The 12,683-nt window shown below is 76.7% G+C and carries 13 protein-coding genes; 6 read left to right on the forward strand and 7 right to left on the reverse strand.

Translation table 11 applies throughout. From position 1 onward, the window contains the following. Positions 1-37 precede the first annotated feature (37 nt). Together QQY24_RS05410 and QQY24_RS05415 are read left to right on the forward strand one after the other, a co-directional pair. The gene (locus QQY24_RS05410; RefSeq protein WP_301971510.1) at positions 38-877 is read left to right on the forward strand and encodes a helix-turn-helix domain-containing protein; all 840 of its coding nucleotides are present in this window, start codon (positions 38-40) and stop codon (positions 875-877) included. 97 nt (positions 878-974) lie between these two features. Then, the gene (locus QQY24_RS05415) at positions 975-1,838 is read left to right on the forward strand and encodes a helix-turn-helix transcriptional regulator (protein ID WP_301971511.1); all 864 of its coding nucleotides are present in this window, start codon (positions 975-977) and stop codon (positions 1,836-1,838) included. Positions 1,839-1,936: 98 nt separating this feature from the next. Here the strand turns inward: QQY24_RS05415 and QQY24_RS05420 are convergent, their stop codons facing one another. The 3 genes from QQY24_RS05420 to QQY24_RS05430 all read right to left on the reverse strand — a co-directional run bounded on the left by QQY24_RS05420 (position 1,937) and on the right by QQY24_RS05430 (position 5,131). Next, on the reverse strand, positions 1,937-2,362 hold the full coding sequence (locus QQY24_RS05420; RefSeq protein WP_301971512.1) for an OsmC family protein: 426 nt from the start codon (positions 2,360-2,362) through the stop codon (positions 1,937-1,939). A gap of 145 nt (positions 2,363-2,507) precedes the next feature. Then, positions 2,508-4,592, reverse strand: coding sequence for a phage holin family protein (locus QQY24_RS05425; RefSeq protein WP_301971513.1), 2,085 nt, complete (start codon positions 4,590-4,592; stop codon positions 2,508-2,510). Between the two features lie 107 nt (positions 4,593-4,699). After that, positions 4,700-5,131 (reverse strand): hypothetical protein, encoded by a 432-nt coding sequence (locus QQY24_RS05430; protein ID WP_301971514.1) that lies wholly within the window; start codon positions 5,129-5,131, stop codon positions 4,700-4,702. A gap of 84 nt (positions 5,132-5,215) precedes the next feature. Here QQY24_RS05430 and QQY24_RS05435 point away from each other — a divergent pair, with 84 nt between their 5' ends. After that, the gene (locus QQY24_RS05435; protein WP_301971515.1) at positions 5,216-5,989 is read left to right on the forward strand and encodes an MBL fold metallo-hydrolase; all 774 of its coding nucleotides are present in this window, start codon (positions 5,216-5,218) and stop codon (positions 5,987-5,989) included. 32 nt (positions 5,990-6,021) lie between these two features. Continuing rightward, complete coding sequence (locus QQY24_RS05440; protein ID WP_301976154.1) at positions 6,022-6,630, forward strand: DedA family protein; 609 nt, start codon at positions 6,022-6,024, stop codon at positions 6,628-6,630. A gap of 209 nt (positions 6,631-6,839) precedes the next feature. Here the strand turns inward: QQY24_RS05440 and QQY24_RS05445 are convergent, their stop codons facing one another. The 3 genes from QQY24_RS05445 to QQY24_RS05455 all read right to left on the reverse strand — a co-directional run bounded on the left by QQY24_RS05445 (position 6,840) and on the right by QQY24_RS05455 (position 10,495). Beyond that, positions 6,840-8,075, reverse strand: coding sequence for an MBL fold metallo-hydrolase (locus QQY24_RS05445; protein ID WP_301971516.1), 1,236 nt, complete (start codon positions 8,073-8,075; stop codon positions 6,840-6,842). Continuing rightward, positions 8,072-9,328: an aminotransferase class I/II-fold pyridoxal phosphate-dependent enzyme gene (locus QQY24_RS05450; protein WP_301971517.1), complete on the reverse strand. Its 1,257-nt coding sequence runs from the start codon at positions 9,326-9,328 to the stop codon at positions 8,072-8,074. Before QQY24_RS05450 ends, QQY24_RS05445 begins: the two co-directional genes overlap by 4 nt. A gap of 243 nt (positions 9,329-9,571) precedes the next feature. After that, positions 9,572-10,495, reverse strand: a complete 924-nt coding sequence (locus QQY24_RS05455; protein WP_301971518.1) for a hypothetical protein — start codon at positions 10,493-10,495, stop codon at positions 9,572-9,574. 487 nt (positions 10,496-10,982) lie between these two features. Between QQY24_RS05455 and QQY24_RS05460 the strand changes: the two genes are divergently transcribed. Together QQY24_RS05460 and QQY24_RS05465 are read left to right on the forward strand one after the other, a co-directional pair. Next, on the forward strand, positions 10,983-11,360 hold the full coding sequence (locus QQY24_RS05460) for a DUF2795 domain-containing protein (RefSeq protein ID WP_301971519.1): 378 nt from the start codon (positions 10,983-10,985) through the stop codon (positions 11,358-11,360). Between the two features lie 291 nt (positions 11,361-11,651). Next, positions 11,652-12,194 carry a type 1 glutamine amidotransferase domain-containing protein gene (locus QQY24_RS05465; RefSeq protein WP_301971520.1) on the forward strand — a complete coding sequence of 181 codons (543 nt, stop codon included), beginning with the start codon at positions 11,652-11,654 and terminating at the stop codon, positions 12,192-12,194. A 126-nt stretch (positions 12,195-12,320) separates the two neighbouring features. Here the strand turns inward: QQY24_RS05465 and QQY24_RS05470 are convergent, their stop codons facing one another. After that, positions 12,321-12,608, reverse strand: a complete 288-nt coding sequence (locus QQY24_RS05470) for a DUF6158 family protein (RefSeq protein ID WP_301971521.1) — start codon at positions 12,606-12,608, stop codon at positions 12,321-12,323. Positions 12,609-12,683 lie beyond the last annotated feature (75 nt).

Raw genomic sequence — 12,683 nt, forward strand, 5'->3', positions numbered from 1 at the left:
GGGAGCCCGGCCGGGCTCCTCGGCTACGGTCGTCCGTATGACCATTGTCGCGACCGGTCCCTCATCCGCCGCCGCCGACAGGGCCGGCAGGGGCATCGGCCCGCTGCTGCGCGCCTGGCGGGAACGGCGCCGGGTCTCCCAGCTGGAGCTGGCACTGCGCGCCGACTCCTCCGCCCGGCACATCAGCTTCATCGAGACCGGTCGGTCCCGGCCCAGCGAGGAGATGGTGCTGCGGTTGGCCGAGCACCTCGACGTGCCGGTGCGCGAACGCAACGCCCTGCTGCTGGCGGCCGGTTACGCGCCGCGGTACCCGGAGACAGCGCTGGACAACCCGGCGCTGGACGCGCTGCGCGACGGCATGGAACGGCTCATCCAGGGCTACGAGCCCTACCCGGCGCTGGTGGTCGACGGCACGTACACCGTGCTCGCGGCCAACCGTGGCATCGGCATGCTGCTGGAGGGCGTACCGGAGTCGCTGCTGACACCCGCGCCGAACGCGATGCGGCTCACTCTGCACCCGCAGGGCCTCGCGCCGCGCATCCGCAACCTGCGCGAGTGGCGCGGGCACCTGCTGGCGCAGATGGAACGGCAGATCGCGCTGCAGCGCTCGGACGGCCTGCGCGCCCTGTACGAGGAGGTGGCGGGCTACCCGGTGCCCGAGGACGCGGCCGGTACCGGACCCGCCGAACCGGCCGGGCGTGTACCGTACTTCGCCCTGCCGCTGCGGATCGAGCACGCGGGCCGGACGCTGTCGTTCGTGTCGTCCATCGCGACCTTCAACACGCCCATGGACATCACGGTCGCCGAACTCGCCATCGAGACGTTCCTGCCCGCGGACCCGGCGACCGTCAAGTACCTGCACACGCTCGTCGGCTGAGCGGGCCCGCCGGAGGGGGGTTTCCCCGGGCGCCTGTGCGCAGCGGCGCGGCGTGGCAGACTGCTCGCGTACTCGGCGCGGGTGGGGAGGGCGTGGCATGAGTGAGCGGCGGGCTGCGCCCACCGTGGGCCAGGTGGTGCTCGGCAAGCGGTTGCAGGAGCTGCGGGAGGCGGCCGGCCTCAGCCGTGAGGAGGCCGCCCGGGTACTGCGGGTGGCCCCGGCGACCGTGCGGCGGATGGAGACGGCCGACGTCGCGCTGAAGATTCCCTACGTGCAGGTGTTGCTGGAGGCCTACGGGGTGGTCGAGGAGGAGGCGGCCGCGTTCGTGCGGCTGGCCGAGGAGGCGAACCGGCCGGGCTGGTGGCAGCGGTACCACGACGTGCTGCCGGACTGGTTCAGCATGTACGTGAGTCTGGAGGGCGCGGCCCGCATCATCCGCTCCTACGAGCCGCACTTCGTGCCCGGCCTGCTGCAGACCGAGGCGTACGCGCGCGCGGTGATGGAGGCCGGGACGATCGGCCACACCGGCCCGGAGGCCGTGGAGCGGCACGTGTCGCTGCGCATGGAGCGGCAGCGGCTGCTGGAGGCGGACGATCCGCCCCACCTGTGGGTGATCATGGACGAGACGGTGCTGCGGCGTCCGGTGAGCGCGCACCCCGGGGTGATGCGCGACCAGTTGGACCGGCTGCTGGAGTACGCCGTGCGGGACCGGGTCACCCTGCAGCTCGCCGAGTTCGCGGCCGGTCCGCACCCGGGGACGTACGCGCCGTTCACGCTGTTCCGGTTCGCCGAACCCGAGCTGCCGGACATGGTGTTCACCGAGTACCTGACCGGCGCGCTGTACCTGGACTCGCGGCGGGAGGTCGCCGCGCACCTGGAGGTGCTGGACCACATGACGGCGCGGGCGGCCTCCGTACAGCGCACCGAGAAGCTCCTGCGGGAGTACCGCGAGAGCCTCTGACGGCAGGGGGCGCCCCCGCCGGCCCGTGCCCGCGCGGGTGCCCGGCGGCGGTGATGCCGCGTCCCGGCGGGGACGCGGCATCCGGAGCGGTGCGGGCCTCAGGCCAGCTCGGCCGTCAGCGTGATGGTCGTACCGGCCAGGGCCTGGCTGACCGGGCAGTTCTTCTTGGCGTCCTCGGCAGCGGCGCGGAAGGCGTCCGCGTCCAGGCCGGGCACCTCACCGCGGACGGTGAGGTGGATGCCGGTGATGCCCTCACCGGGCTGGAAGGTGACGTCGGCCCTGGTCTCCAGGCGGGTGGGCGGGGTGCCGGCGCCGGCCAGGCCGTGCGAGAGGGCCATGGAGAAGCAGCTGGAGTGGGCGGCGGCGATCAGCTCCTCCGGGCTGGTCCTGCCGTTCGCCTGCTCGGCGCGCGACGGCCACGACACCGGCTGCTCGCCGATGCCGGAGGAGTCGAAGGTGACGACGCCGCTGCCGTCGAGCAGGGCGCCTTCCCAGACGGTGTGCGCGGTGCGCGTGGTTGCCACGGCTGTTCCTTTCACATGAGGGTCCGGGTTGCCGGATTCCGTGTCCCATCCGATCACATCCCGCCGTGCTCCACCCCGAAGACCGCGCCGCCCGGGGTGAACGGCGGGTGACCGCCCGGGGCCGGCCGGCGCGGGGCGCCCGGGTTCAGGCGGCCCGCTCCTGCTCGGCCGCCGTGCCGAGCGGCACCTGCGGTCCGTCCGCCTCGCGCAGCCAGCGGCGCAGCACCCGGTGGACGTGCTCGGCGCCGGCGATCTCCTCACCCGGCCCGGCCGGGGCGGACAGGGTCAGCGGGGAGAGCAGGAAGGGGCGGGACTGGGCGCCGCCGAGCCCGCCGTGGGAGCCGATCTGCTCCTCGAAGGCCAGGACTTCGCCGTCGGCGGGCTCGTAGGCGGAGTTCACCATGATGTCGGCGGTGTGCGGGAAGGAGTGGGTGCGGCGGACGGCGTCGGCGGCGCCGGGCCCGAAGCGGGCCAGCGGGCCGGGGTCGTCGTCCAGGTCGGCCAGCGGGATCTCGGTGCCGTAGGGGCCGAGCACCACGCCGCCGTGCTCCTCGCTGCGCACCAGCAGGAAGCCGATGCCGGGGTGGTTGGCGAGGGTGGTCAGCAGCGCGGGGTGGCGGGCGTCGATCTCCTCCTTGGTCATGCGGTGCGGCACGTCCGGGAAGGAGACCAGGCCGAGGTTGCCGGAGGCCAGCACGACGGGTTCGGAGCGGGGGCCGGGGCGGCGCAGCGCGCCTGCCTCCTCGGGCCGGCGCAGCGCCGCCCGGACGGCGGCGCGGGCCTCGGCGCCGCTGCGGGTGCGTTCGGCGCGGCGGGGCACGGGCAGTCCGCAGCCGGCCCGGACGAGGTCGGCGAGGGTGAGGCCGTAGCGGGCGCGGAAGGTCTCGCCGGGGCTCTGGCCGTGGTCCGACAGGACGACGATCCGGTAGGGCCGCGGGGCGTGTTCGGCGGCCTTCTCGATGAGCGCGAGGGCCCGGTCGAGGCGGTGCAGCACCTTCGCGGCGTCCCGGCTGCGCGGCCCGGAGTGGTGGGCGACCTCGTCGTAGGCGACCAGGTCGGCGTAGACGGCGGTGCGGCCGGCGAACATGTCGCCCATCACCGCGGCGACGACGACGTCCCGTTCGACGACGGTGGCGAAGGCGCGGACGAAGGGGTAGAGGCCGCCGCGGCTCACCCGCGGGCGCTGCCGGCAAACGCGGGCGCGGGTGGACTGGCCCATCTCCCGACCGACCTCGGCGGCGAAGGACAGGGCGGTGCGCACCGCGTTGGCGGGATCGGAGAAGTAGGCGAAGTAGCCGGCGCGGGAACGGTTCTCCCGGCCGCGGCGGCGGATCGCTATGGACAGCACGAGGGCCTGTTCGCCGGCGCCGCCGCTGAACAGGTTGCCGCGGCTGGCGCCGTCGGCGGTGAGCAGTCCGCCGTCGCCCGTGCGCGCCGTGGCGCGCCGCTGCAGCTCGGCGGCGCTCGTCGGGCGGTTGCACACCATCACCTCGCCCCGGTCCTTCTCGTACCAGCGGAACGCCGGCACGTCGAAGGTGCTGCCGTGCAGGATGCCGAGCTGGCTGGCGCCGGTCTGGCTGGACCAGTCGGTGCGCCAGGGGGTGAGCCGGTGGGTGGCCCCGGCCGGGTCCCGCGGGCCGTCGCCCGCCGCCAGCCAGCGGGCGGCGGTCGGCATGAGGCCCCTGCGGACGGCGTCGGTGAGGACGTCGTGGCCGACGCCGTCGAGCTGGACGAGGACCAGCCCGGGCGTGTCCCGGCAGGGCCGGCCGGACCGGCGGCGGTCGGCGAGGCGGGACAGGCGGCGCCGGTAGGCGTCGTCGTCGCGCACGGCGAGCGCGGCGCCGGTGGCCGAGGCGACGGCGGACATCGCGGCGGCCACGATGACGGCGGTCTCCGGGGCGACCTCGGGGCTGCCGGAGGGGTTGATGCGCAGGGCGAGCAGCAGCAGGGAGCCGTTGAGGAAGAAGACCAGCAGGCCGAGGACGAGTGCGGGCACGAGCAGCAGCAGCCGGACCAGGAGCGGCCACACCACGGCGGACAGGACGCCGAAGGCGCCGGCGCCGCACGCCGCGGTGACGGCGATCCGGGTGGCGCTGTCGCCGTCGGGCGACTGGAGCTGGAAGTCGGGCAGGATCCCGGCGAGGACGAGCAGGGTGACGGTGCAGACGGCCCACACCGCGACGATCCGCCCGACCTGGCTGACGCCCCTGCGCCATGGCACGCCCCGCACGCCCCGCACACCTCGCGTTCCGGCCCGCTCGACGACCTCGGGGCCAGGCTCCACCTTGTCACACGGGCCGGCCAGCCCCGGCGGGCGGCGTCCGCCCCCCTTAGGGGTCAGCGCCCGTCGTACCCCGCCGTCGGCATCGACAGCCTGCGGTGCACGCGTGCCTTCATCTGTGCGTCGTACGCCGGTTCGGCCCGTCCCACCGTCTCCACGCGCACCCCGCGCCGCGCGCACTCGGCGGTGAACTCCTCCACCGAGGACAGGGCGCGCTCCAGTACGCGCCGGCTGGGGGCGACGAAGACGTCGACGCCGGGCCGGACGCCGTCCCACAGCGCGCAGTGGTCGAAGCGGAGCCCACCGACGAGGAGTTCGCGCGCGACCACGTAACCGCGCTCGGCCGCCCAGCGCGCGCACATCGCGTGCTGGCTGCGGGAGTCGACGAGGAAGGGGTCGGCCTCCAGCTCCTCCAGAGGTGTCAGGCTCGCGATGGCGGTGACCCGTACCGGCGCGCACCCGCCCGAGGCGCCCCGCAATTGTCCCATGGCGTCCCCCTCACCTCCGGGTTTCGCCGCCGACCCTACTCCTGCCCGTAGGCTTCGGGGGAGTCGCACGAAGGAGGGGAAGAGGTGCCGGTGGAGATCACCTGGTGGGGCCATGCCACCTGCACGATCGAGGATTCGAACACACGCGTGCTCACCGATCCCCTGTTCGCCCGCCGGCTCGCCCACCTGCGTCGCCGCCGGGGTCCGGTGCCGCCCGCCGAGGCCCGCCGCGCGGACGTCGTACTGGTCTCCCACCTGCACGCCGACCACCTCCACCTGCCTTCGCTGGCCGCCCTGGCCCCGGGCACGCGCCTGCTCGTGCCCCGGGGCGCACCACGGGCGGTACCGGGGCTGCGCCGGCTTCGGCAACTGCCCCTGACCGAGGTGGCCGCGGGCGACGAGGTGCGGATCGGGGAGCTGCTGGTACGGGTGGTGCCGGCACAGCACGACGGGCGGCGGTTGCCCGTCGGACCGCACCGCTCCCCCGCCCTCGGGTACGTCGTCGAGGGCGGTGCGCGGACCTACTTCGCCGGGGACACGGGGCTGTTCGACGCCATGGCCGAGGAGGTCGGGCCCGTCGACGTGGCACTGCTGCCGGTGGGCGGCTGGGGGCCGTACCTCGGAGAGGGGCACCTGGACGCGGGGCGGGCGGCCCGGGCGCTGGCCCGGCTGGCGCCGCGCATGGCGGTGCCGGTGCACTACGGCACGTACTGGCCGATCGGTATGGACGCCGTGCGTCCGCACGAGTTCCACGCGCCCGGCGACGAGTTCGTGCGGCTGGCGGCCTCGGCCGCGCCGCGGGTGGCGGTGCACAGGCTCGGGCACGGGCAGAGCGCCCGGCTGGAGGTCGCGCGGTGAGGTGGCTGCCGGCCGCGGTCACGCTCGCGGCCGTGTCGACGCGGGACGTGCTGCCGGGCCCCGGCCAGCAGGCCCTCGGCTACCCGTCGCTGTTCCTGCTGGTCCTGGTCGGGGCGCTGGTGCCGGTCGTGCCGACGGGCGCGCTGGTGAGTTCGGCGGCGGTGGTGGCGTTCCACCGGGCGACGCCGTTCTCGCTGGCGCTGGTGTTCGTGACGGCGTCGCTGGCGGCCTTCCTCGGGGACGCGGCGCTGTACTGGCTGGGCCGGCGCGGGATGCGGTCGAGGAACGGCTCGCGCTGGCTGGAGGCGATACGGTCGCGGGCCCCGGAGGAACGGCTCGCGCAGGCGCAGGGGAAGCTGGCCGAGCACGGGGTGGCCGTGCTGGTGCTGTCGCGGCTGGTCCCGGCGGGCCGGATACCGGTGATGCTGGCCTGTCTGATGGCGAAGTGGCCGTTGCGGCGCTTCAGCCGGGGCAACCTGCCGGCCTGCCTGGCGTGGGCGGCGACGTACCAGGTGATCGGCATTCTGGGGGGCTCGCTGTTCAAGGAGCCCTGGGAGGGCGTGGTGGCGGCGGTCGCGCTGACGGTGGTGGTCAGCGGGGCGCCGGGAGTGGTGCGGCGGGTGCGGGAGGCCGCGCGGTAGGGCGCCGCCGGGGCGGTGCGGCGTCCCGGGACGGCGGCGCGGAGCGGTGCGGCGTCCCGGGGTGGGCCGGTCGCCGCGGCGTGCGCCCCGTACGGGCCGGCGGCCGGCCGCGTGCGCGCCGGCGCGTACGCGTCGGGCACCGGCACACCGTGCGCCCCGGGGACGGGGGACACCGCGTCGCGCCGCGTGCCGCCGCCCTGCCCTCCCGCTCACTCCAGTACGCGCGATCCCCCCACCGGCAGGTCCCACAGGTCCTCCCGGTCCAGCCCCGCCCCGTCCCAGGCCGCCCGGACCCGCGTGAGCGGTTCGAGGACCGGCTCCGCCGAGAGGACGAACGTGCCCCAGTGCATGGGGGCCATGCGGCGCGCCCCCAGGTCGACGGCGGCCCGGACGGCCTCCTCCGGGTCGCAGTGGACGTCGCTGAGCCACCACCGGGGGTCGTAGGCGCCGATGGGCATGAGCGTCAGGTCGATGCCGGGGTAACGGCGGCCGATGCGGGAGAACCAGTGGCCGTAGCCGGTGTCGCCGGCGAAGTGGACGCGCTGCTCGTCGGCGTCGGTCAGGACCCAGCCGCCCCACAGGCTGCGGCAGGTGTCGGTGAGGGTGCGCTTGGACCAGTGGTGGGAGGGCACGAAGTCGAAGCGGACGCCGGACAGTTCGGCCGCCTCCCACCAGTCCAGCTCGGTGACGCGGGTGAACCGGCGCCGCCGGAACCAGGGGCCGAGTCCGGCGGGGACGAACACCGGGGTCTCGCGCGGGAGCCGGCGCAGGGTGGGGGCGTCCAGGTGGTCGTAGTGGTTGTGGCTGACGACGACCGCGTCGACGCGCGGCAGTGCCTCCCAGGCGACGCCGACGGGGGTGACGCGGGCCGGGGTGCCCAGGATGCGACGGGACCAGACGGGGTCGGTGAGGACGGTCAGCCCGCCGATCCGCACGACCCAACTGGCGTGTCCCGCCCAGGTGACGGCGACGGTGCGGGCGTCGGTGCGGGGCAGCGGGCCGGGCCGGTACGGCAGCCGCGGGATGTCGGCGAGGCCTTCGGGGCCGGGGCGCACGGCGCCCTCGCGGGCGAAGCGGGCGAGGGCCCTGAGTCCGGGCAGGGGCGCGGTGAGCCGGTCGCGGAAGGTCCGCGGCCACACCCGGTGTTCGCCGAGCGGGCGGGGCCCGGCCAGCGGCGGGTGCGGTGGCGCGGGGGAGGCGTCCGGAGCCGGGTCCGGGGCCGCGGGGAGGCCGGCGGCGCCGTCCGGCGCGGTCGTGGCGCCGGCGGGAGCCGCTGTCGTCGCACCCGTCGGGGCCGTGGCGGCCGCTGTCGTCGCGGTCGTGACTCCGGTGACCGCCGTCGCCGCCGTGGCGCTGCTCGCCGCGGTCGCGCCGGTCGCGCCGGTCGTGCCGGTCGTGCCGGTCGTGCCGGTCGTGGACGCGGGTTCGTCCGTCTGCTGCGTCATCGAGGGAACTCCCATCGCCGAGCGTCGTCGCGGAGATCGCCGAAGACCGACCCCAGGGCGTTCAACGCGCGTTGCACGTGTGGCAGTTCCAACGGTGAGGGCGCGGTGAGGGATTGCGTGCGCTCCTCCTCCGTTTCCCCCAGCAGGGACCCCGTGGCGAGCCGCACGCGCAGCGCCCCGAGGTCGTCGCCGAAGCGGTGTCCGCCGGGCGCGGGCACGCCGAGCCGGGCGGTGAGGAAGTCCTCCAGTTCCTGCGCGTCGCCGACACCGTGCCCGGCGAGCGCTTCGCGCAGCGGGCCGAGGTCGGCGTACAGGTGGCGGCCGGCCTGCGGCGGCCGGGCGAGCGCGCCGGCGGTGAGGACCGCCGTGTGCGCGGCGGCGGCCAGGCACGCGTGCAGGCGCACGGCCGCCGCGCGGCGCTCGGTGACGGGCCGCGGCTCGCCGAGCGCGTACCCGGCCGCGGCGGCGACCGGCGCGGCGAGCCGCGCGTCGAGCGCGGTCAGGACGTCGAGCACGCGCGCGTGCAGCCCCTCGCCCGCCGCGCCGGACGGGAAGCGGGCGACGGCGGCGGGCCAGCCGGCCGGCAGCAGGGCGCCGGCCAGGTCGGTGACGACGGTGACCCGGTCCGGCAGCATCTCGGCGGGGCTGAGCAGGACGGTCGCGTGCGGGTCGTGCAGGGTGTCGCGCCAGGTCTCGTCGCTGATCAGGTGCAGGCCCTCGGCGGCGGCCGCTTCGACGGTCTCGTGCAGCAGTTCGGGCGGGGCGACGGTGGCGGTGGGGTCGTCGGCGACGGACAGCACCAGCAGCCGGGGGTCGCCGCCCTCGGCGCGGACCCGGCGGACGGTCTCCAGCAGGGCGTACGGGTCGGGGACGCCGCCGCTCTCGGCGGGCGTCGGCACGTGGAAGACGGGTCTGCCGAGCAGGCGTGCGTAGGGCGCCCACCAGGCGGCGCAGGGGCGCGGGACGAGGACGTCGCCGCCGTCCCCGGCGAGTGCGGCGGTCAGCGCGACCAGCAGTACGGGGGCGCCGGGGGCGGCGGCCACCCGGTCGGGGGCGCAGGACAGTCCGCGCCGGGACCAGTAGCCGCAGGCCGCCTCCAGCAGGGCGCGGGCGCCGCCGACGGGCGGGGCTTCGGCGCGGTGCGCCGCGGCGGCGAGGCGGGCGGCGAGGGCGGGCAGGACGGGCAGGCCGTCACCGGGCAGGGGCGGTCCGAAGCGGACGGGACCGTGGCCCTCGGGGTCCGTCCGCCGCATGTCCGCCTCCGCGCAGTCCTGGTGCCGTCCGTGGTGCCGTCCGCCGTTCCCGTCCGGGCCGTGCCGGCCTCGCCGGCTGCTCCCGCGGTGCCGGCCGCAGCGCCGGTGGTGCGCGGTGCGCACGGCGCCGGCGCTGCCGCGGTCGTCCGCTGTGCCGCTCCCGCAGGGCTGTGTACCCGCTCGGCCGCCCTCCATGGCCGTGGCCGAAGTCGCCGGGACCACGGGCCGTCCCGGTGCCGGGCGTCAGCCGTCCGCGCAGCGCCCGCGGCCGTGCAGCCGGTACAGGGCGCCCCCGCAGGCGGCCGCGACGAGCGCGCCGCCGGCGGCCAGGGCCGGTACGGAGTCGCCGAGGGCGCCCCCCTGCCCGGCCTCGACGCCGTGCTGCACGCCGGCCGGGGCGCACCCGGCGGGTTCGCGCGGCTCCCGGCAGGCGGCGTGCCCGCCCGCGGGGTCCTCGGTGCAGGCCCGTCCGGCGCCGCACTCCTGCCCGGCACCGTGGCACTGCCCGGGCTCGCGGCACTGCGCGCCGCCACCGGAGCAGGTCGCGCCGTCCCGGCACCCCGCGGTCCCGCCGGGGCACGCCTGCCCCGGCGGGCACCGGCCGTCCCCCTCGCCACTCCCGCACGCCGCGCTCCCCTGCTCGCACTCCCGCCCCGGGGCGTCCCCGTGCCCGGTTCCCGCCCCTGCGCCTGCGCCTGCGCCTGCGCCTGCGCCTGCACCGGCATCCGGCACCGTGTCCTTGCCCGGCACCGTGTCCTCCCCGGGCGCCGTCCGCTCCGCGGGCATCTCGTCGTCGCCCGGCACCGGTCCGTCCCCCGGCACCAGCGCCTCACCCTGCTCCTGCTCCTGCTCCTGCTCCTGCTCCTGCTCCTGCCCACACGGCTGTCCCGGGGCGCACGGTTCCCCGGTTCCACCGCGTGCGGAGGCGTACGTCACGCCCCCCGGCTCCCCCGGCCCACCGGGGGCGGGGACCCGGGCGGCGGCACCCCGGGCGGCGGCCTCCCCCACGGCGGGTTCCAGGGCGGGCCCCCCGGAGACAGAGGTCCCGGTGGGGGCACCCGCCGACGCCGCGGGTGCGGCCAGGGCGAGTGCGGCGCCGGCCAGGGCCGCGACGGACAGGGCGCGGACGGTGCGGTACGGGGGACGGGCACGGGCGGTGCGGCGCATGGGGCGGACTCCTCGGCGAGGCGGCGGCGCCGGGCGGCGGACGCCCGGGCGGGGTGCGGCTACGGGACACGGCGATCGTGCCCCCGGTGCCATCACAGCCCGGTGGGCGCCGTGCCGCGCGCGGCCGGACCCCATTCGCGGGACGCGAACGGCCCAACGGGTGATCTCCGCCCGCACGGGGCGCGGACCCGTGACGGGCACCGGCGGCGGGGCTTCCCCCTCCGTCCGGTGGCCCGGGGCGGTACCGGACGGATCCACCGTTCCCGCCGTCGCCCGCGCGGCTCCCGCGGGTGCGGCACCCGGCTCCGCGCTCGCGAGGGTGAAGGTGCGGGAGTTCCTGCCGGGCCGGGTGCGGCAGGGGGCAGGAGGTGCGGCGGGGGACGGACGGCGGACAGGTCGCGGAACGGGGCTTTTCCGGCGCGGAATCCCGTGTCGGCACCCGGTCCCCGGGTACGCGATGCGGATCGTCAACCATGTGGAGGGAGACATGCAGCGAGGCAGTGACCGGCTGAGCGTCCACCGGGACGACGAGATGAAGCACGAGCTGCAGGGCCTGCTCAGGTCCGGGCGCCCGACGCACGCCGAGGAGTGGAACGACCCGGAACCGGCCGCCGACGACGACCCGGAGGTCTGGAGCGATCCGGTGGCTCCCGGACAGGTGGGCGCGTCACTGGAGACGGTGCGGCTGGCGCTGGCGCGGAACCTGAACCGGCACGCCTTTCCCGCGGACGCGGGTGAGCTGGCCCGGGCGCTGCGCCGGAACAACGCGCCCGGCAGGCTGATCGACGCGGTGGCCGCGCTGCCGCGTTCCGAACGGTACGAGAACCTGCAGCAGGCGGCCGAGGCGCTGGTGGGCAACGGGTGAACGACGGCCGGGCGGCCGGGACCCCGTGCGCGGCGGTCCCGGGTGCGCGTGCGGCCGTGGACGCCGGCCGCAGGGGCCCGGGCCCGTGGGACGGCGCGTCCGCGGCTTCCCCGAGCCGCTGCCGCCCGACGGCCCGGGCCCGTCGGCGCGTCGGCCCGCCGACCGGGTGAGGCCGCTGCCGCGCTGCCCGGCGGCGGCCCGGACACACGAGCGGCGCGTCGGGGTCGGGCAGGTCGCCGGACGTGCCGGGAAGAAGCTGGAAGAGGAACTGCAAGAGGAAGGTGAGGAACCATGCGGATCGCGTTCCTGGTGGCGCCCGAGGGTGTCGAGCAGGTCGAACTGACCGAGCCGTGGAAGGCGGCCTCCGACGCCGGGCACGAACCGGTGCTGGTGTCGACCGGTTCCGGGAAGATCCAGGCGTTCAACCATCTCGACAAGGCGGACACCTTTCCCGTGGACGAGGTCGTGGGTGAGGCGTCGGCCGACGCGTTCGGCGGGCTCGTGCTGCCCGGCGGGGTGGCCAACCCGGACTTCCTGCGGATGGACGAGGGGGCCGTCGGGTTCGTGAAGGGCTTCTTCGACCGGGGCCGGCCGGTCGCCGCGATCTGCCACGCCCCGTGGACGCTGGTGGAGGCGGACGTCGTGCGCGGCCGGGTGCTGACCTCGTGGCCGAGCCTGCGCACGGACATCGAGAACGCGGGCGGCACCTGGGTGGACGAGCAGGTGAAGATCTGCGACCACGGGTCCAACAAGCTGGTCACCAGCCGCAAGCCGGACGACCTGAAGGCGTTCTGCGAGGCGTTCCTGCACGTGTTCGCCGGCGAGGCCGGCTGAGGGCCCCGGCTCGGGGGTGCCCGGCCGGTGGCGCTCCGCCACCGGGGCCGGCCCGCCGTGCGGCGGGCCGGCCCCGGTGCGTCACGGGTGGGGTTGCGGTGTGTCGCGGGGGCCCCGGAGGCCGACTCAGGTGCCGGACGTCTCCGGGGTCGCCGCGTCGCCGCTGCCGCGCTCACGGGCGCCCTCGCGGGTGCGGGCCGCGCTGACCAGGCGGCGCGGGTTGCGGCGCAGGAACTCGCCCTCCAGCTGCGCCATGCGCTCGTTGTGGGCCCGCAGCGCGTCGTTCGAGCCGTACAGCAGGGTGTCGTGGCGTGTGCGGTGGATCGTCTCCAGCTCCTTCATGAGCTGCTGGTCGTCCAGTCGGCTGGGGTCGACTCCGGTCATCGTGGTGCCCCGCTCGTCGTGTTCGTTCATACGGCCCGGGTACCCCGCCGGCCCCCGCTGTCCCCCGCCCCGTCCGCGGGGGCCCCGGGCGGGACCGGGCGGGCC

This window comes from Streptomyces sp. TG1A-8 (assembly GCF_030499535.1).
In the GTDB taxonomy this organism is placed as follows: domain Bacteria; phylum Actinomycetota; class Actinomycetes; order Streptomycetales; family Streptomycetaceae; genus Streptomyces.